Genomic DNA, 20,429 nt, shown 5'->3' on the forward strand with positions numbered 1-20,429 from the left:
CTTTTTTGTTGGTACTCTTTTCAATAACAGTCTGTGCAGTAACCGTTATGCTTTAACGGCTACCACACCGACTAAGTCAGCAGCGTTACTGTCATCCACCTCAATGCCGATTCGGCTTATATACTGATCGCGCTTTTCAGCCTGGGTTGGCGACAAGTCACTACTTAAAAGAAGCTTCGCCGCTTTATGGGCCGCTTCCATCTGCTCGTCTGTTAAATTATCCCCTAAGTGGATTTGAGTAATAACTTTTAACAAGCTCAGTGCAACTTGTTTGTCTTTCGGCGACAGTGTTAGTGCCTGGCGTAAATTGTTGAAAGCTGGCGACAACCGATTCTCTTTGTAGTTAACCGCAGCCATTTGCTTAAGCTCTTTTGTGGTAAATTGAATTTCAGTACGTTCAATCGACTCTTGATTCAGGTATTCATTTACCACTTGAGAAGTAAACGTGTCCCCTTCAATTTGCTTTCTAAGCTTATCTAAAATACTCACACAGTGTTCACGCATTCCTAACTCGTGAAATGCTTTCATTTTATCGAGGCTATCTTCCATCGAGAGTCCGTCGGTAGATGCCGAACGATCCTTCATCAACTTTTCAGCCCCTTTTTTGTCGTCTCGCAAGCACAAGACACGCGCTTTTACGACGTCAATCTGCTCGCCAAGCTGAGACTGCATGCCCTTTTGTTGTTTCAATTCTTCCAGTTCAGATTCTGCGCGTTTCATATAGCGTTCGCCTTCTGTACTGCCAAGACTTGTGGCTAAATCAATGGTTGAACGAATAACATTGAGCGTTAGCTGAGGTGAGTCATGGATAGAATTTTTAGCAAATTTTGCCATATTTTGAACGGCTGAAAGTTGCCCTGCCTTATCGTGGTTCAATCGAGCAAGATCCCATAACCGTTTGTTACGCTCAATATTGCGAGGTGCTAGCCTACTCGCCTCTTTCATTTGTTCGTAGGCAATATCGAACTGCTCTTTCTCAATAAAATACTGAGCAAGCAAGTCAAAGGTTAAGAATCGCGTGTCGTGGCGCTGCAATAAGTCATCAACCAGTAGCTGGGCTTCTTCTAATTCATCTTGTCGAAGCAACGACCGGGTTAAACCAATGTGAACCCACGCATGATCCATGCTCTGCAATAAGCTTCTAAAGTAGTCTTCCGCAGTTTGATAATCGCGAAGCTGCAATAAGCAATCACCAATTAAGCGTTTAATTCTGGTGTGATACTCCGATAGCGAAGGATCTTTTAACTGGCGCTCTGCATAGTACATAGCGGTGGAATAGTCCCCCACCTGCATACAATGAAGCATTTTATGTAGCTTTAACCTTATTTGGATAAGGTATTCCAAACGCAGCTCAATTTTGTTGCGCTGAAGAGGTTTGACCCAAAAGTCATCCGGTTGCAATTCAACAATACAATTAACCAATTCAGGCGATGTCTCTGCACTGAGAAAAATGACCGTGGTGGTGTCGTTGATGTGATTGAGGTGTTTTAATTCTTCAAAAAGGTGAAAGCCATCCTTGTCGTGACTGACGTTAAACGCCAGTAAAACAAAGTCGTATTGTCTTGCAGCACACAACCTTTTCGCGTGAAAGGCATTAAAAGCACTGCTTACGTTTTTTATTCCAATTTCATGCAAAGCTGATGACACTACATCATGTACAAGCCCCTGGTTATCGATAACCAGCACATGTAATTCTTCTCTTGGGGTTGGGGCAGGTATTTTTTCCAGCATTTACCAATCACTTCTAACGTCTTTTCCCTAAGCGTCGTAATAGAATACTTGCTATTGCGACGGCACAATGTTGCGCGAGCTGTGCGCGAGAGGAGCTGGCCCATAATTCAAACCAGTTTTGTAATAATAGCGCGCATACAGCCTAAACTTATTATACATAAGTCTTAGTTTTTAGATACACGCGCGTTTCACAACGTGATTAGTGCTTTTATCGAGGCGGATCAATCGCGTCGTTAACGCTTCCGTTAACCCTAAACCAACCTGCAACCGAGTGACGGCTGCGGGCAGCAGGTAATACTTCATGAGGGAATTGTTCGCTCAAAAAAACAACGAAAGTACCTTTCGTTGGCAGCACCCTTGTTCCAATTAGATCACTATCATCAGCGTAGAGCACGAGTTCTCCCCCATCTTCTGAAGTCCAGTCGTCATTCAAATAGGCGACTAAAGACAACACGCGATTGCCCTGACCTTTAAACGCATCTACATGGCGTTTGTAAAATTTACCCGGCTCATAGCAGGCAAAATGACTTTCAAAAGAAAAAAGCCCCATAAAAAGCGAACGATTTACATACTGCTGCAAGGCTTCACACCATGAAAGCCACAAAGCGCCTTCACTAGATGAACCTGTAATCCAGCAAATCTCGTCCCCTCTAACTTTTTCAGCCTTTTGATAACTCTCTGCGCGACCAATACCTGCCGCTTGATATTCAGCTTCAGAGATTGAACGCTGGCAGGCCAAAAGTGCTTGTGTAATGAAATCAGGTAAACCATGCTCTTGAATAGAAAAGCCTTTCGTGACTAAGTCATCGACGATATTTTCAAATATGGCTTCATCGAAAACGTGAAGAGGCTGATACGACGCAAGTTGTTCTCTATTCATCAGAGCAATTCTACCTTTGAGCGGTTAACTAATCGTGTAGTTAGGAGCGGGTTGTGTACGTTAAAAAACTAGCGAACTTATACGCGGGGTTGAATCCTATAGCAATTGCATCACCACGCATTTTCCGCGCTATTTTTTTATCGATAAAAGAAAAATTATTTGTCGTTAAGAAGTCGCACGCTTCTTGCTTATTTAATATCAATTTTAAAGTGAGCAAATGACGGTAAAGGTAAACTAAATCAATAAGTAAACCGAAGTGTATATTTTAAGAGGGTTGATTGAGAGACTTTTCTTCTGCCCTTGTTTCCGTTGCCATTACGTCTGCACATACGGATTGTAATTAACAGTTGAAAAACGCATGGCAAGGCGGTTTAGTAAAGATATACGCAATGTACGTATTAAAATTTTTAGCAAAAAGAGTAACCCATGAGTCAAGATCAAACACAAATAGAAGAAACGGAACATCATCTAGACTTAAGAAATTTGAGACTGGACGACTACAACGATGTTAAAGCGTTAATGGATGAGGTATACGCCAACGTTGGAGGCGCATGGCCTTACTCTAACTATAAAGCCCAAGTTACTACATTTCCCGATGGGCAAATATGTATTGAAGATAAAGGCAAAGTGGTCGCTTTCGCCATTTCAGTGATTGTAGATTATGACCAGTTTGGGGATAAACACAGCTACGATGAAATTACGGGTGATGCTTATTTGACCACACACGATCCTAACGGTGATGTGCTTTATGGTGTTGAGGTAATTGTTTCACCCGAGTATCGAGGTCTACGCCTTGGTCGTCGTCTCTACGAAGCGCGTAAAGAGCTCTGTCGTAACTTGAATCTAAAATCCATTATGGCGGGCGGTCGAATCCCGAACTATAAAAACCATGCGCATGAGCTGTCGCCTTATGAATACATTGAGCAAGTCAAGCTCAAAGACATCTACGACCCCATTTTAACTTTTCAACTTTCAAATGGATTTGAAGTCAAGCAAGTCATGTCGGCTTACCTTCCAGAGGATGAAGCCTCACAGGGTTATGCGACGCTACTTCAGTGGCACAATATTTATTATGAACCGGGCACGCCTTCGCTCATCGCCAGCAGGAAGACCAGCGCACGAATCGGATGTATTCAATGGCAAATGCGTTACTTCAATAATGTAGAAGAGCTTTTACAACAAGTAGAGTACTTCGTCGATGCCTTGTCTGACTATTCTTGCGACGTTGCCCTGTTCCCTGAGTTTTTTAACGCGCCGTTAATGGGCCTGAGCCCGTCAGATTCATCAATTGATGCAATTTGGCATTTAGCGACCTATACCGATGAGATTTTAACTGCCGTGTCTCATTTGGCCGTATCGTACAATATTACGATTATCGCAGGTTCTATGCCTGTGGTAGAAGAGGAAGAGCTCTATAACGTCAGCTACATTTGCAAACGCGACGGCACGATTGAAAGCCAGTATAAGCTTCATCCAACACCTCACGAAAAAGAAGATTGGATAATGAAAGGCGGAAACAGCCTTAAGACATTTGATACCGACTTCGGCAAAATCGGCGTTTTGATCTGCTATGACGTGGAGTTTCCAGAGCTTGCGCGTATTCTTGCCGATCAGGAAATGCAAATTTTGTTTGTCCCCTTCTGGACAGATACCAAAAACGGTTATTTGCGCGTGCGACGCTGTGCGCAGGCCCGCGCTATTGAAAACGAATGCTACGTGGCAATTGCAGGTAGCGTAGGTAACTTACCCAAAGTGGACAACGTAGATATTCAATATGGGCAAACCGCGGTTTTCTCGCCAAGTGATTTCGCGTTCCCACATGACGCAATTGTCTCTGAGACCACGCCAAACACAGAAATGACGCTCATTGTTGATTTGGATTTGGATAAACTCACTAAGCTTCAAAATGAAGGCTCTGTGCGGAATTATCTTGATAGAAGACGAGATTTGTATCGCGTTGAATGGATCGGCGATAAGCAGTAGCGCTACGCTTTAAGGAAATTCTCGGATTTTATGGCTTATGTATAATTGACATTGAGCATAAGCCGTAGAATTTCCTTTAATTTAGCGATAACATGCTTTAGCGCGCAAATATAAATGTGCTGTCTTCTTATTGACTTAAAGCATCTAAATGCGATGAAGTTAGCACTACATAACGAGATTATAAATTTACTATGGCAAATAATTCGAAAAACGATGAGTTCCCAACCATTAGATTGGATGAAGAAGACCGTCGTGATTACCAAACAAAACGTCAGGCGGCGCCAACAAAAGCAACGCCTCCACCTTCATCTGCCCCATCAGCAAACCGCCAACCCTCTGGTGGTGGAAACGGTAATGGAATCTGGGTTGTATTCGTTGCCGTCATCGCCTTGGCCGCCTGTGGTGGTTGCTATTACCTGTACACCATGCTTGAGCAACAGAAAGCGGTTGCTGAGCAAGCGGAGCAGCGCATTTTGCAGTTAGAAAACAAGTTATCTGCTACAGGTGAAGAAATTGGTGAATCTACTGTTGCCCTGCAAGTTAAAGTTACTGAGCTAACCAACAAGACAAACGAGCTTTGGGAACAAATGGATAAGTTGTGGGCGTCAGCTTGGCGTCGTAATCAACAAGAGATTGCTGATCTTGGCGACCGCGTAGGTAACGTTCAAAACGCCTTGAATAAGAACATCAACTCAGTTTCAGAAAATGTAAAATCGCAAGCAGCGGCCATTGGCTCGGTTAAGAATCAACTTGCTTCGTTAGCTGATGAACTGCTCGCTGTTAATGTTCAACTTGAGCAAGCAGCAAGCGATAAACAAAGCGCTCAGCAAAGCGTACGCAATTTAACCGACAAATTGTCTGTGTTAGAGCAACGCAATACGACCTTATCTGGCCGCATTACCAGTTTGGAAAACGAAATTCGCGATATAGCAACCAAAGTAGTATCTAGCGGTGGTTCAACGGGTGGAAGTGGTTCGGCTCCTTCAGCTGCAGGTAACCAGTAAACCAGATTAAATCTGTTGTAATAGTATACAACCGAGAATAAAAACCACGGTTTAACGCATAAAAAAGAAAGGGGCGAATCGCCCCTTTCTTTTTGCCGTGATAATATTGCCCTCTTTTGAAATATATAGGACCTAATGCGCAATGAGTGAGCAAGCGCCCAAACGTTTAAATAAATATATTAGCGACACTGGCCTGTGTTCTCGCCGTGAAGCGGATAAACTCATTGAGCAAAATCGCGTTACCGTTAATAACCAACCACCTGAACTGGGTACGAAAGTGGGGCCTGGTGACACTGTAAAGGTAGACGGTAAAGTTGTAGGCGCAGTTGCCTCAGACAAGTCAGATCGCGTATATATTGTCTATAACAAACCCATTGGTATCACCTGTACAACTGAGCGTCATGTCAAAGGCAACATTATTGACGCTATCGGTCACAAGGAACGTATTTTCCCCGTAGGAAGGTTAGACAAACCATCGGAAGGCTTAATCATTTTAACCAGCGATGGGGACATCGTGAACAAGATCCTGCGCGCTGAAAATGCTCATGACAAAGAATACGAAGTTACGGTTAACCAACCAATCAGTGAGCGCTTCGTCAACCGTATGTCTCGCGGAGTACCAATTTTAGGGACGGTGACGAAGCCTTGTGTGGTTAAACCCACGGGCAAAAATACATTTACCATTATTCTAACTCAGGGTCTTAATCGACAAATCCGCAGAATGTGTGAGTTTTTAGGGTACGAGGTCACCAAACTAAAACGAACCCGAATCATGCACCTTGAACTCGGCTCACTAAAACCTGGCCAGTGGCGTAACCTAACAAGCCGTGAACTAACTATTATGCAAAATGCAGTTCGCTCTTCTACAAAAACAGCGAGCAAAGTTGAGTTGCGTAAATAAATGAAACTACTACATTTAGTAGTAGTTTATTGATAAGACAATTTAAGACTTTGAAAAACGGACATTATCATTTTTTTTCGGTAAAGGATTTTCCCCCTAGTGCTGAAATATTGGCTAACTACGATGTATTTTTCGTGGTGGCTTCTGTTGTTATTGCAATATCTGCTTCCCTTATCTCTTTCGTTCTTTCTGCGAAGATGTCGCAAACAGAGTTACAAAATGAGCGAGCATTTTGGTCGCTGGCATCAGCGTGCTTTCTTGGTTTTGGCATTTGGGCGATGCATTTTGTTGGGATGCTTGCCTATCAGCTCCCTCTTGAGGTTTCGTACGACCCTTTCATAACCCTACTATCTGTGTTACCGGCGATTCTTGCGAGTATTGTTGTGATGAGTAAACTGCCACATAAAGCTAACTCGCTTTTGCTTCGAAGTTTATATATGGGGCTTGGCATTGGCAGCATGCACTACATCGGCATGATGGCAATGCAGATGAATGCCATTATGGCGTACGATGGCTGGTACTTCTCTTTGTCTATTGTGGTTGCCGTCGGTCTAGCAGGTATTGCTTTAAAAACCCATGAATATGTCACCACGTCGCAACTGCGAATACTTAAACAAATTGTTCCCGCCATTATAATGGGCAGTGCTATATCCGGTATGCATTACACCGGTATGCTGTCTATGCACGTATATGCACTGCCCTCCACGCAAATACTACAAGAGCCGGAAACCAAAAACCTCGCTTATTTGGTCATGCTAATGGTGATGCTTTTCGCGTTTACTATTCTTATTTTTATTGAGCTGCGAGCACGTACGTTACTGCTAGAGCGCTATAACGCGGTGTTAAATACAGTACAAGAAGGCGTATTGACCTTCGACAGTGCCGGCATGGTTGAATTTGCCAACCCTGTCGCGTTAAGCATGTTTGGTTTAGACAGTTTTTCTCCTCAGACCATTCACATACGCGAGCTTGTGAGCCCTTCTGAGCATGCCCATGAGCCACTCCTGATAGGATTAAAAAAAGCGGCAAAGAATAGCGCAGCGCACAACGTGCCTTTAACTTTGGACGGTATTCGGAAAAGCGGAAAGGTTTTTCCTTTGACACTTCGCATTAATTTGCTGCCGGGAAACCATATTTCATATGTGTGTACGGTAAAAGATTTGTCTGACGTCAAGAACCAAGAAGTTTTTGCACAAACGGTGTTTGACGCACTGCCCAATATGTTGATTGTAAAGCGTGCCGACAGCCTTTCGATTACCCATGTAAATGATGCAGGAAGTAAAATATTGGGCACCGACAAAGCGTCACTCGTGGGGCTATCTGACTTTGATATATTCGACGAGGCGGAGGCCAAGAAATTTATATCTGACGATAAGCAATTACTTTCAAGTTCTGAAAAGCAAATCGTTAACGAATTCAAACTCAATATAGGTGGTGTGACGCGCTTTTTTGAGACCAAAAAGATTGTCATTGATGACAACTATGGCACCCCTCAATACATATTGGCACTGTCTGAAGACGTAACAAAATGGCGGGAAGCTCAACAGACGCTTAAAACGTTAAACCGCCGCATGTCTATGGCCGCTGACGCAGCTCACATAGGTGTATGGGAGTGGGACATCGCTACTAACGAGCTCATTTGGGATGAGTGGATGCATAAAATCTACAATGTCTCCAAAGCTGGTTTTAGTGGTCAATTTAGTGACTGGGAATACACAGTTCACGATGACGATATTGCCAATGTGAAGCAAAAGATAGAGCAATCAATAAAAGATAGCTCAGGATTTCACGCAATTTTTAGAGTGAAAGCCGCTGGCGACAAATACCGTCATGTTAGCGGTTATGGTCGCATTGAAGGCAACAAGATGTTTGGAATTAATGTTGATATCACCGAGCAAGTCGAAGCAGAACAGAAAATTAGAAAACTGGCAAATAGCGATACGCTAACAGGTTTAGCTAATAGGCTTGCCCTATCTACCTATATGCGAAATGAGCTTCCTCGATTAGAGAGAAACAATAAGGTGTGTACGCTACTTTATCTGGATCTCAATCGATTTAAGCCCATTAATGACGAATACGGCCATACAATCGGTGACGAAGTTCTTGTTGAGCTTGCACAAAGGCTTCAATCCATGTGTCGCGCGTACGATATTGCATCACGGGTTGGTGGTGATGAGTTTATCGTAGTAATCACCGAGCTAAGCACTGAATACAATGTAGAGACACTTAAAGCCCGACTTGCTAAAAAGCTTACACAGCCTATTACTACCACACAAGGCGCGTTCAGCGTTGGCGTTAGCATAGGTCACGCGAGCTATCCAGAAGAAGGCAAGACGCTAGAAGAGTTAATTTACATTGCAGATGAGCGGATGTTTGAAGATAAAAAGCAAAACATACCGTCGAACTAACGCGTAGTACAAACACAAGGTTAATTGGCCGGCTTCATACATGTACTAGGGCGTATTGCACTTTGCTGTACATTTTTGCAAAAAAAAAGCGCCCATTGGGCGCTTTTCTTGAAACCTAGTCTTATCGACGTAGACCTAGACGCTTGATAAGGTCAAGGTAACGCTCTGCGTTCTTGCCTTTAAGGTAGTCTAGAAGCTTACGACGTTGGCTAACCATACGTAGAAGACCACGACGTGAGTGGTGATCTTTCTTGTGATCAGCAAAGTGACCTTGAAGCTTGTTGATGTTGTGAGTAAGCAAAGCAACTTGAACTTCTGGTGAACCAGTGTCGCCTTCTTTAACGCCGTACTCAGCAATGATTTTTGCGGTTTCTGCTTTAGTTAGTGACATATCATTCTCCTAATATTAATGCTTCGCCGATCACTAATTCAGCAAAGCGGAATGAGCGCCGTATTATAATGACGTTTACAGACTTAGCAAGCCATAAACCGTCTTTATTTACCGGCGCAGCTACAATGGATAAACAACTCGACGTTTTGGGTTAACAAACACTTCTTGTTTAGGGATACCTTGGTCTTTCGGGTCAAGAACCCCTTCCCCTACGCCTAAGAAAATACCACTGGTATCGTCGCCATGGTAAACGCGGTAAGACACGCCTTCACCCAGCGCTTCGCTACAAATCCCTTTTACAGATTGACCGTTATCAAAACGGTTTCTTTCAGCATCGTTAATGGTCACAAATGGCAACCGACTTACGGCGGTATCCATAGGAATTAATAAGTCATCCAGCGCTTCAAAGTCACTGTCTTCCAGTGATTTCTGAATTTCAATTAACTTATCAAGCGAGACCATTTTATCTGTGGGATAGTCTGCTACTTCCGTACGGTGTAAGCGAGTCACGTAGGCGCCACAGCCAAGGTTCTGACCTAAATCATCTACGATAGAGCGAATATAAGTGCCCTTGCTGCATTTAATGCGCATTTCTACAAACGGCAGTTCAATACGCAGTACATCTAATTCATACACTTCAATATCACGAGGTTCACGCTCAATCTCTATACCTTGACGTGCATAGTGATAAAGTGGCTTACCTTGATGTTTAAGCGCTGAAAACATGGACGGGATTTGTTTACTCTTACCTAGAAACGCCAAGCACGCATCACGTACTTGTTCTTCGCTTACATCAACAGGCTTTTCTTCAACCACTTCGCCATCGGAGTCAGACGTGGTGGTGCGAACACCTAGTTGAGCAGTTACCTCGTAGGTCTTTTCTGCATCCAGAAGAAACTGAGAAAACTTCGTAGCTTCCCCCAAGCAAAGGGGCAACATGCCACTGGCAAGTGGATCAAGTGCGCCTGTATGCCCAGCCTTCGCAGCTTTGTACAGCCAGCGCACTTTTTGAAGCAGTTGGTTAGATGACCCACCAAGCGGTTTATCAAGCAATACTATGCCGTTAATCTCACGGCCTTTACGACGTCTTGCCATTTACTCCTGCTCTTGTGGATCATCTTTATCGCGCTTTGACTCATCTTTTGCGATGGTCTGAGACACAAGATTAGAGATACGCATACCTTCAACAATCGACTTATCTTCAAAGAAGTGAAGATCAGGCACTGAGCGCATGCGAATACGTTTAGCTAGAATACTGCGAATAAACTTTTTGTATTCTGCCAGTTGTTTTATTTGCGCTTTACCTTCTTCTTCGGTGCTGTTGTAGATAGTCACAAAGATCTTTGCATGCGCTAAGTCGCGCGATACATCTACGTCAGAAACCGTGATCAAAGGCATGTCGCCAACGCGGTGCTTGTATTCATTTTGCAGAATGCTCGCCACTTCTTTATGAACTTGCTGAGCAACTCTGTCGGTACGTGAAAATTCACGGGCCATTATACTCTCCTTTCCTTATTTAACGCAGGGCATGCGTGAAGCCTGTTTACTGTATACAGACAAAAACGGGAGCACTCGGCCCCCGTTTTTCACATGCCGAATTAACTAAGGCAATTAAATTTCGCGCTGAACCTCAACGATTTCGAAGACCTCGATTTGGTCGCCTACTTTCACGTCGTTGTAGTTCTTAACGCCGATACCACATTCCATACCGTTACGTACTTCTTGAACGTCGTCTTTAAAGCGACGCAGTGATTCTAGTTCACCTTCGTAAATTACTACGTTGTCGCGAAGTACACGGATTGGGTTGCTACGCTTAACATTACCTTCAGTAACCATACAACCCGCAATTGCGCCCAGTTTCGGTGACTTAAATACGTCACGTACTTCTGCAAGACCAATGATTTCCTGCTTGAATTCCGGTGCAAGCATACCGCTCATGGCCGCTTTCACTTCGTCAATTAGGTTATAGATAACGCTGTAGTAACGTAAATCAATTTCTTCAGCTTCTAGTACGCGACGCGCTGTTGCATCGGCACGAACGTTAAAGCCTAGTACGATAGCGCCAGATGCAGCCGCAAGGGTTGCGTCAGTCTCAGTGATACCACCTACACCACTACCTACAATATTCACTTTTACTTCAGAAGTAGAAAGCTTAACAAGTGATTCAGAAATTGCTTCTACAGAACCCTGTACGTCAGCTTTAAGTACGATGTTAAGTTCGCTAACGTCACCTGATTCCATGTTCGCAAACATGTTTTCAAGTTTCGCTTTTTGCTGACGAGCAAGTTTAAGTTCACGTTTCTTCTGATGACGCTTAGCTGCTACTTCACGCGCTTTACGCTCGTCTTTAACAACGGCTGCGTCTTCACCCGCTACCGGAACACCAGACAGACCAAGTACTTCTACAGGTGTAGAAGGGCCTGCAACTTTAATTTCATTACCGTTTTCATCGCGCATTGCACGAACACGGCCGTACTCTTCACCACAAAGTAGAATGTCACCAGCGCGTAATTGGCCTTCTTGAACCAATACAGATGCTACTGGACCACGGCCTTTATCAAGGCGAGATTCAATAACAATACCGCGACCTGGGCCTTCAGCTACTGCTTTAAGGTCTAGAACTTCAGCTTGTAGAACGATAGCTTCAAGCAGTTCGTCTACGCCCATACCTGTTTTCGCAGAAACGTTACAGAACTGGTGCTCACCGCCCCACTCTTCTGAGATAACTTCTAGTTGAGATAGCTCAGTTTTAACGCGATCAGGGTCAGCTGTTTCTTTATCCATTTTGTTCACTGCAACGATAAGAGGTACGCCAGCAGCGCGAGCGTGCTGTACCGCTTCTTTCGTTTGAGGCATTACGCCGTCATCTGCAGCAACAACAAGAATAACGATATCCGTCGCCGTAGCACCACGAGCACGCATTGCGGTAAATGCGGCGTGTCCAGGTGTATCTAGGAACGTGATTTCGCCATTTTCTGTTTCTACTTTATATGCACCAATGTGCTGGGTAATACCACCGGCCTCACCGTCTGCAACTTTCGCGCGACGAATGTAGTCAAGCAATGACGTTTTACCGTGGTCAACGTGACCCATGATAGTTACAACAGGTGCACGTGTGGTTTTTTCACCGCCAGTGCCATCTGCCAACAACTCATCTTCAAGTGCGTTGTCGTTAACAAGCTCGTACTTATGACCCATTTCTTCAATTACTAGTACCGCTGTATCTTGGTCTAGTACTTGGTTAATGGTTGCCATTTCGCCCATCTTCATCATCGTTTTGATAACTTCGTTAGACTTAATTGCAAGTTTACTTGCAAGTTCGCCAACTGTGATGGTTGCGCCAAGCTTAACTACACGCTCTACAGGTGCAGCTGGCTTGTTAAAGCCTTGCTTAAGATGCTCACCCGCATTTTTCTTCGACTTACGACGACGGCGCGATGAACGCTCAACCTGCATGTCTTCTTCGTCTTCAGCTTCTTGAGCATAACGGTTAGAGTGCAAGTGAACTTCTTCAGCTTCTTCTTTCTTACGACGCTCTTCTTCTTCCTTCCAGCGACGCTCGTTCTCTTCAGCAAGTTTGCGCGCTTCATCAGCCGCTTTCTTCGCGTCTTCTTCAAGCTTCTTCTGCGCTTCTTCTTCTTGCGCTTTGCGCAGACGTTCTTCTTCCTGACGAGCCGCTTCAGCTTCCGCTTTTTCAGCTTCAGTTAGCTCAGGTTCGTCGGCCTTACGTGCTTCAGCTTCTTTTTTCGCTTGTTCTGCGCGACGAGCACGCTCTTCTTCAGCAGCTTTCTTAGCTTCTTCAGCTTTACGTGCTTTCTCTTCAGCGGCTTTTTTCGCTTCAGCTGCTGCTTTTTCTTCCGCTTCGCGCTTCAGACGAGCTTCTTCTTCAAGACGCTTCGCCTCTTCTTCCGCTTGACGCTGCTGTTCTTCAACATCGCTACGCTTAACGTAAGTGCGCTTTTTACGTACTTCTACTTTCACTTCTTTAGACTTACCAACACTTAGCGTGCTAGTTGTCTTACGCTTAAGTGTCATACGTGTCGGTTCAGCTGCGCTGCCGTGTTGCTTACTTAAATGATCCAATAGTTTTTGTTTCTCGTCTTCGTTTACCTGATCGCCGGCATTCTTAGTGATACCCGCGTCTTTAAACTGGCCAACCAATCGGTCAACGGTCGTACCAATGTCGCTGGCGAGCTTTTCAATAGATACATCTGCCATTACGTAATTTTCCCCCTGTTGACCTTACTCTTCTTCACTGAACCATACGATATTACGAGCCGCCATGATTAACGCACCGGCTTTCTCTTCGTCTAGTTCATCGATATCACTGATATCATCGGTACCTTGTTCTGCTAATTCTTCCAGGTCAGTAACACCGCGGCTGGCCAACACATAGGCCACGTGTTTACTCATACCTTCAAGATTTAATAAGGCTTCTGTAGGCTCTGCACCTTCAAGCGATTCTTCGTTCGCCAGTGCACGCGTGGTTAGGAAAGCGCGCGCTCTGTTGCGCAGCTCTTCAACCATTTCTTCATCTAACCCTTCAACCGCTAGAAGCTCACTTGCAGGCACGTATGCCACTTCTTCTAACGTTGTAAAGCCTTCATCTACCAAGACAGACGCGAATTCTTCGTCAATGTCCAAACCAGCAGTAAATAGATCAAGTACCTTCGCGTTTTCTTCTTCGTGCTTCTTGTTGAGATCTTCAACCGTCATCACGTTAAGTTCCCAGCCTGTAAGCTGGCTAGCTAGGCGAACGTTTTGACCACTACGGCCAATTGCCTGTGCTAGGTTGTCTGCTTCAACCGCTACGTCCATGCTGTTGCTGTCTTCATCAACAACGATTGACGCCACTTCGGCGGGAGCCATAGCATTGATAACGAATTGCGCTGGGTTTTCGTCCCATAACACGATATCAACACGTTCACCGCCAAGTTCCCCTGAAACGGCTTGTACACGTGAACCACGCATACCAACGCACGCACCAACCGGGTCTAAGCGTTTGTCATTAGTTTTAACCGCAATCTTTGCACGAGAACCTGGGTCACGCGCTGCAGATTTAATTTCTAGTGTCTCTTCCGCAATTTCTGGTACTTCCAGACGGAAAAGCTCAACTAGCATGTCTGGGTGCGTACGGCTAATAAATAGCTGTGCGCCGCGTGCTTCTGGACGAATAACGTAAAGAAGGCCACGTACACGGTCGCCCGGACGGAAAGTTTCACGAGGAAGCATGTCATCGCGGTAGATAACACCTTCAGCGTTGTTACCTAAGTCGATGATGATGTTGTCGCGGTTTACTTTCTTAACCGTACCTGTAACCAGCTCACCTACCTTGTCTTCGTACTCAGCAATCATCTGCTGACGCTCAGCTTCACGTACTTTTTGTACAATCACTTGCTTTGCGGTCTGCGTAGTTATGCGGTCGAATTTAATAGATTCAATCTGTTCTTCCACATAATCGCCGAGTTGTATCTCTGGTTCGTCGATTTGTGCAGCAGAAATCGTAATTTCAGCAAATGGGTTTTCCTGTTCTTGATCATCAGGGATAACCAACCAGCGACGGAATGTATCAAAGTCACCAGACGTTCTGTCGATGCTTACACGAACTTCAATTTCGCCTTCGTTTTTCTTTTTTGTTGCACTAGCGATCGCAAACTCTAGCGCTTCAAAAATTTTCTCTCTAGGCACTTGTTTTTCATTTGAAACGGCTTCCGCCACTAACAAAATTTCTTTATTCATTTTCGCCTCTCTTTTGCTTTCGTCGATGAAAGCAGAGCTGTTCCGTTAATCGAACGTGGGAACAACGTTACCTTTTTCGATATTCGCCACAGCTAACTGGAACTGCTGGCCATCCACTTCAATACTTACGATGCCATTTTCGCACGTGAGTACTTTGCCTTTAAAATTACGTCTGTCATCCATTGGCATAGACAAACGAATTTGAACCACTTCACCCACAGACTCGATATAGTGCTTCTCTTTGAAAAGCGGTCTGTCCATACCCGGTGATGACACTTCCAAGTTGTATTCAGTGCTAATTGGATCTTCAACGTCCAAAATTGCGCTAACCTGATGACTTACATCTGCACAATCATCAACGGTAATACCGTTTTCATGATCAATAAAAACGCGAAGAATAGAATGCTTCCCCGCTCGTACAAACTCGATCCCAACCAGCTCAAAACCCAGTGCTTCAACACCTGGCTCTAGCATTTCGGTTAGTTTCTCTTCAAGTTTTGCCAATGCAAACCTCCAAAAACGAAAAAAGGGCCTAAAGCCCACCTGTCATCACCCGGCTCAGCGAGGCTGACTCCAGGTTTTAATACAACAAAAAGCCCCGGACTAGCGGGGCTTTTATTAAAATTCTGAACCCATACCTGCCAACAAGGGCAGTTGCAAACCTATGGGTAAAACCACCGTTAGGTGATAGCTTGCTAATGATAAGTGCGTTACTTTCCTGTACTGAGGGAGCCCGCTCTCATCACTTAATGAACACATTATACGTATAGCCGTCGCATTAAGCAACAGCCAATAGGCGCAGACACTGGAGGGTGTCGATCTTTTCTGTGCAAAATTCGGCCAGCATGAAAGTACTTTAATTGCGGTTTAGTCCAGCAGACTTAGTCTTCGTCTTTAAATGTCGCTTTAATATCAAGAATTTTAGGCATAATTTCTATCATCAAATCAACAAGTCTGGGTTCGAAATGCTTTCCCTTTTGGCTTTGAAGAAAATCGACCGTTTTTTCAATACTCCAGGCGTCTTTATAAGGACGTTTGCTGGTTAAGGCATCGAACACATCAGCAATGGCGCAAATACGCCCCTCAATGGGAATATCTTCACCCGCAAGCCCTTTAGGATAGCCTGACCCGTCCCATTTTTCATGGTGGGTAAGCGAAACAGACTTTGCAACTTTCAACAACAAAGAATCGCCGCAATCACCAATGATTTCCGCACCAATCTCAGGGTGGTTTTTCATGGTGGCAAACTCTTCGTCTGTCAGCTTCCCTGGTTTCAACATTATACTATCAGCAATACCAATTTTGCCGATGTCGTGCATCGGTGCAGCATGAAGCAGAATTTCAGCCTGTTTATCTGTAAGTCCATAGGCAAGTGCAAGCTCTTTCGAATAATGACTCATGCGCATGACATGCATGCCCGTCTCATTGTCTTTATATTCCGCCGCTCTACCTAAACGCTGTACAACTTGTAAACGGCTATCAAGTAGCTCGTCAGCTTGCACCAAACTGAGGTGGGTTTTAACCCGCGCTTTTACGGTGGCCGGAGATATAGGCTTAGTAATGTAGTCCACAGCGCCCGCTTCGAAGCCTTCCGTTTCTTCGTGTTCATCATTTAAGGCGGTGACGAATATAACGGGAATGTGCCTTGTATCTGCTTGCTGTTTAAGCTGGCGGCATACTTCAAAACCCGTCAGTCCTGGCATCATAACGTCAAGCAATATCAAATTTGGCTGTCTAGTCTCAGTGAGCTTTAACGCTTCTTCGCCATTTCTCGCAAAAATAAGCTGATAATCATTAGCGAGAAGTTGCTTTAAAACCCTTAGGTTTACTGGCTCATCGTCAACGAGTAATAAAGTAGGTTTTGTGATTTCAATGTTTAACATGCCGCGTCTCTTGGCTACTTTAATTCTTGTATCAATGTAGAGATGCGCTCATGCGCCAACTCGAACTCAAAATCATCGATATCTAAGAGAATTTGAGTTATCTGTTCTTTGTGACTAGAACACCCAACTTCGCGTAGAAATGACAATTCATCTTCATCTACCATGTTTTGCTCTACACTATCGAGCATAGCCTCCAAATGACTCAGCAGCAATGCATTATCGATACTTTCATTAATGGCATTTTCGGCATACAGTGGCGATTCGCTAAGCATCAACTCGATTTTATCTAAGGCATCACGAAGACGGTTAACGTCTTCAATATTCACCTCTGATTTTAGAGCCTGAGCTTCAATTTCCCTGGTCGTATGATAGAAGGTGGTTAAGCAAAGATTACCCGATGTACCTTTTAAACCGTGTGAAAGTGTGGCAACCGCTTTATAGTCTTCACGAATTGCCGCCCCCATTAAGTCGTCGACTTTATCCCTGCACGTAGTAGAGAATTTATCCACCTCTTGTAGGACGGCCTCTTCACTCCCCCATAAATCGATGGCCTTCTTCAAATCCAACACGTTTTTATCAACTTTAAGCGCAGATGCTGGAGCATTTACTTCTAATGTGTCTGGTACCGAGTCGACCTGAAGCGTATCTATGTTAAGCACGCGAGCAATCTCGTCCATCAATTGAGGGAAATCGACGGGCTTGTTGGCGAACCCTTCCATTCCCGCCTGCTGCGCGGCATGTTTGTCCTGTACTAACACGCTAGCAGTCAGCGCAATAATGGGCGTAGGTGGTAAGCTATTCTCTTTTTCAAACTCTCGACGCTGTTTGGCTGCCTCTAGGCCATCTAACTTAGGCATCTGTAAATCCATCAGTACCACGTCAAACGACTTAGCGCGCATTTTATCTAATGCAATCTGTCCATCTGTTGCCGTTTCTACACTGTGGCCAGCGCGTTTTAGCAGCAACGAAAGCAGCTCAAGGTTTTGCTGCACATCGTCAACAACCAGTACGGTTAATGAGGTTTCAATACGTTCAGCTTTCGAGGAGAGCTCACTAGAAACATAATCATCAATTTCTACAACTTCTAGCGGAAGTCTGAAAGTAAAGGTCGTTCCTTTACCTTTTTCGCTAGTTGCACAAATATTACCGCCCATCAATTCAACTAACTGCTTGGAAATAGTTGTTCCCAGCCCCGTGCCGCCGTACTTTCGACTCATCGATGCATCTGCTTGAGAGAACGGGTCGAATACCCTTTCTACTTGCTCTTGCGTCATACCAATGCCGGTATCTGTCACGTCAAAATACACAAACTTTTCATCACTTTTGACATTGATAGTCACTTCACCCTCGTGAGTAAATTTAACGGCGTTGCCTATCAGATTGTTAAGTACCTGTCGCATTCGCTCCGGTACACCTCTATATCCGTTAGCTACCGAATCATCGACATTAAGTACAAGTCCAACTTTTTTGCGTTTGGCTTCTAACCAAAATGTTGAAATAACCAAATCCAACTCTTCGCGAATAAGGAAATCGCGATAATCTAAATCAAGCTTACCTTTATCCAACTTCGCGCTATCAAGTATGTCGTTAAGAAGATGCAGCAATGAACGTGCGGAACGGTTTATCGTGGTTAAGTGAGATTTTTGCTCTTCGCGTAAGGCTTCTCCTAACATGAGGTCGCTAAAACCTATTATTGCATTCATAGGCGTACGGATTTCATGACTCATATTAGCAAGAAATGCGGTACGCGCAGCGGCAGCTTGCTCTGCTTTTTCCTTTGCCGCTTTTAATTCATTTTCCATCACTTTCCGATGTGTTATGTCAGATATGAAGCCGTCTACATAGAGCACCATGCCATCATCGTCCTTAACCTGCACTCCATGCTCGATAACCCACTTCACCTCGCCAGATTTCGCGACAATTCTATATTCATATGAGAATTCGCCCAACTCAGGACTAATAGACGAAAGGCGTTCAACATCATCAGGATGGTAAAGATCGGTGAAAGAGCGCTTCGGGTTGGGCAAGGTAAAATCTTCAGGCGGGTATCCGGTTACTTCTATTACAGCATCACTAATAAATACCATGGGCCACCCTGGCATATTTAAACAGCGATAAGCCATACCAGGAATGTTAGAGATAAGGCTTCTAAACTTAGCTTCGCTCTCACGCAGTGCATCTTCCATTTCCTTGCGTTTGCGTAAATCAGAAGCGAAAGAGACAAAAACGGGTTTCCCATCAATTTTTGTGTAGCCGACACCTAGGCGCACTGGTATACGCTCACCATCTTTGCGAAGCACTTCTACTTCTCTTCCTGTGCCAATAATTTGCACAGTTGGCACTACTCGCTGACTGAAGAAGTCATCACCGAATAAATGGCGTTTTTCAGGAGTTATTATCTCAGATGCGTGCATACCGATTATTTCTTGCTGGGTATAGCCATAGATACGCTCAACAGAGGGGTTAGCGGTTTTGATAATGCCTTTATCATCTACCGTCAGAATGGCGTCGACGGCGGTATCGGTAATAGCACTTTGAATTCGCTCACTTTCAATGGCGCGTACCATTACATCGCGATATTTAAACAGAAGGCTAATGCCCAATACCATGGTAATTAATATTAACGTAACGATAGCAATCGAAATTGCTAGAAAAACAGCAATATCTGAAGACTGACCCGATGTTTCCATTCCTGGTGGCAATACGAATCTTGCTGCCGCCATCCCCGTATAGTGCATACCAGAAATAGCCAGTCCCATGACGATACTTGCAAGTAATACATGTTTTCCTAACAGCTTTTTACTTTTCGTAGCAGCTGTAATGCCGAATTTAATCCACAGCGACAGCATGGCTAAACACACAGCTACCACAATAGAAAGGGCAAACATACCAAGGTCGTAACGAAGAAGCGGTGCCATTTCCATAGCGGCCATACCACTGTAGTGCATAGTGCCAATACCAGCACCTACCAGTACACCACCTAATATTATTTCAGCGAGGCTAATACGGGACTTAGTTAAAAGGTGAAGCGCCACCCAAGCAGCGGCAATCCCGGGAACGGCAGAGAGCCCGGTAAGCAGAGGATCATAGTCAACGGGCAGACATAAATCAAAAGCGGTCATCCCCAAGAAATGCATAGACCAAATACCACCGCCTAAAGCAACGCTGCCGGTGGCTAATAAGGTATTTCGTCGAAGTTTGTCTTCGGTGATCGCGGCTTGCCCTGCCACATTAAACGCCATAAATGAGGCAAATACGGCCACCATAAGCGATAGAATAACCAAAGGAAAATGATAAGCACCTTCTATTAAGGTGGCGTGTTCTTCAAAAGTAAAAAAACGGGATATCATAACGCGGCCATACTACCTATTAGTTTAATTTTCAATGGTGGCGTGAGGTTAACTTAGCACACTCATTTACACAGTGTAGTAATTAATTCAAAATTATCGTGTGAATCAAGGAACGCTATTATGTTTTGCCGTATAAAAAGAAAAAACCCAGCAAAAGCT

14 protein-coding genes are annotated in these 20,429 nt (G+C 44.4%); 4 read left to right on the forward strand and 10 right to left on the reverse strand.

Annotated elements, in window-relative coordinates; translation table 11 throughout:
• Positions 1-45 precede the first annotated feature (45 nt).
• Positions 46-1,731: a response regulator gene (locus ACFI6J_RS14505; protein ID WP_039229600.1), complete on the reverse strand. Its 1,686-nt coding sequence runs from the start codon at positions 1,729-1,731 to the stop codon at positions 46-48.
• Positions 1,732-1,939: 208 nt separating this feature from the next.
• Positions 1,940-2,611: a 2OG-Fe(II) oxygenase gene (locus tag ACFI6J_RS14510; RefSeq protein ID WP_156086337.1), complete on the reverse strand. Its 672-nt coding sequence runs from the start codon at positions 2,609-2,611 to the stop codon at positions 1,940-1,942.
• A 426-nt stretch (positions 2,612-3,037) separates the two neighbouring features.
• On the opposite strand from ACFI6J_RS14510, the gene ACFI6J_RS14515 reads away from it, so the two are divergent.
• The 4 genes from ACFI6J_RS14515 to ACFI6J_RS14530 all read left to right on the forward strand — a co-directional run bounded on the left by ACFI6J_RS14515 (position 3,038) and on the right by ACFI6J_RS14530 (position 8,907).
• Positions 3,038-4,594, forward strand: a complete 1,557-nt coding sequence (locus ACFI6J_RS14515) for a bifunctional GNAT family N-acetyltransferase/carbon-nitrogen hydrolase family protein (RefSeq protein ID WP_014949262.1) — start codon at positions 3,038-3,040, stop codon at positions 4,592-4,594.
• 191 nt (positions 4,595-4,785) lie between these two features.
• On the forward strand, positions 4,786-5,598 hold the full coding sequence (locus ACFI6J_RS14520) for an AAA family ATPase (RefSeq protein WP_014949261.1): 813 nt from the start codon (positions 4,786-4,788) through the stop codon (positions 5,596-5,598).
• Positions 5,599-5,740: 142 nt separating this feature from the next.
• On the forward strand, positions 5,741-6,499 hold the full coding sequence (gene rluF, locus ACFI6J_RS14525) for a 23S rRNA pseudouridine(2604) synthase RluF (RefSeq protein ID WP_014949260.1): 759 nt from the start codon (positions 5,741-5,743) through the stop codon (positions 6,497-6,499).
• Positions 6,500-6,549: 50 nt separating this feature from the next.
• The gene (locus ACFI6J_RS14530; RefSeq protein WP_348670957.1) at positions 6,550-8,907 is read left to right on the forward strand and encodes a diguanylate cyclase domain-containing protein; all 2,358 of its coding nucleotides are present in this window, start codon (positions 6,550-6,552) and stop codon (positions 8,905-8,907) included.
• A 121-nt stretch (positions 8,908-9,028) separates the two neighbouring features.
• On the opposite strand, the gene rpsO is transcribed toward ACFI6J_RS14530, so the two are convergent.
• The 8 genes from rpsO to ACFI6J_RS14570 all read right to left on the reverse strand — a co-directional run bounded on the left by rpsO (position 9,029) and on the right by ACFI6J_RS14570 (position 20,270).
• Positions 9,029-9,298, reverse strand: coding sequence for a 30S ribosomal protein S15 (rpsO, locus tag ACFI6J_RS14535; protein ID WP_012518257.1), 270 nt, complete (start codon positions 9,296-9,298; stop codon positions 9,029-9,031).
• 120 nt (positions 9,299-9,418) lie between these two features.
• Positions 9,419-10,393, reverse strand: coding sequence for a tRNA pseudouridine(55) synthase TruB (gene truB, locus ACFI6J_RS14540; protein ID WP_348671025.1), 975 nt, complete (start codon positions 10,391-10,393; stop codon positions 9,419-9,421).
• Positions 10,394-10,795, reverse strand: coding sequence for a 30S ribosome-binding factor RbfA (rbfA, locus tag ACFI6J_RS14545; RefSeq protein ID WP_014949257.1), 402 nt, complete (start codon positions 10,793-10,795; stop codon positions 10,394-10,396).
• 114 nt (positions 10,796-10,909) lie between these two features.
• On the reverse strand, positions 10,910-13,516 hold the full coding sequence (infB, locus tag ACFI6J_RS14550) for a translation initiation factor IF-2 (protein ID WP_348671026.1): 2,607 nt from the start codon (positions 13,514-13,516) through the stop codon (positions 10,910-10,912).
• Positions 13,517-13,540: 24 nt separating this feature from the next.
• Positions 13,541-15,037 carry a transcription termination factor NusA gene (gene nusA, locus ACFI6J_RS14555; RefSeq protein ID WP_014949255.1) on the reverse strand — a complete coding sequence of 499 codons (1,497 nt, stop codon included), beginning with the start codon at positions 15,035-15,037 and terminating at the stop codon, positions 13,541-13,543.
• A 45-nt stretch (positions 15,038-15,082) separates the two neighbouring features.
• Entirely contained in the window at positions 15,083-15,541 is a 459-nt protein-coding gene (rimP, locus tag ACFI6J_RS14560; protein WP_348671027.1) for a ribosome maturation factor RimP, read from the reverse strand.
• 377 nt (positions 15,542-15,918) lie between these two features.
• On the reverse strand, positions 15,919-16,920 hold the full coding sequence (locus ACFI6J_RS14565) for a two-component system response regulator (protein ID WP_321825383.1): 1,002 nt from the start codon (positions 16,918-16,920) through the stop codon (positions 15,919-15,921).
• 14 nt (positions 16,921-16,934) lie between these two features.
• On the reverse strand, positions 16,935-20,270 hold the full coding sequence (locus tag ACFI6J_RS14570) for an MHYT domain-containing protein (protein WP_348671028.1): 3,336 nt from the start codon (positions 20,268-20,270) through the stop codon (positions 16,935-16,937).
• Positions 20,271-20,429 lie beyond the last annotated feature (159 nt).

The organism is Alteromonas sp. G4i13 (assembly GCF_054960505.1).